At 51.1% G+C, this 444-nt stretch carries 1 protein-coding gene; it reads left to right on the top strand.

Annotated elements, in window-relative coordinates; all coding sequences use genetic code 11:
• Positions 1 to 444: hypothetical protein (locus tag ACO0LI_RS30650; protein WP_423037708.1), on the top strand; the 444-nt coding region annotated here is incomplete at both ends.

The raw sequence follows: 444 nt of genomic DNA, 5'->3' as shown, positions 1-444 counted from the left end.
TTGACTCCAAAGTTGCCGCTGCGACATCCTTCACAACAGCCATCGACACCAACGAAGAAATCGTTGCCTACTCCCTGCCAAGCAACACAGCCCTGGCCAAGGACTGGTTGAGCAAAGTGTTGGATTCTGCAACACAAGCATCCCAAATCGCTGTTCAAGATGCAGTATTGACATCCATCGTCAATGGCGGCGGTGTTAAAGACTTCACACTGACAAGCAACACAGACATCGCCACAGCTGAGAACTTCACAGCTGGCCTGGTGTACACACCAAACGGTGGTTCCCGTGTTAACGCCCTGCAAGACGAAGACGTACTGACAGGCTCCAACACATCCGCCACAGCCAACAACAAATTGACAGCCACACTGGGTAACTCCAATGACAACGGCGCGCCAATCATCACCCCATCACTGAAAAATATCCAAACAGCGAACTTCACGTTCA

Source organism: Undibacterium sp. Tian12W, assembly GCF_049339405.1.
In the GTDB taxonomy this organism is placed as follows: Bacteria; Pseudomonadota; Gammaproteobacteria; order Burkholderiales; family Burkholderiaceae_D; genus Undibacterium.
The sequence above is the reverse complement of the archived record's forward strand: the minus strand, read 5'-3'. Positions and strand labels throughout refer to the sequence as shown.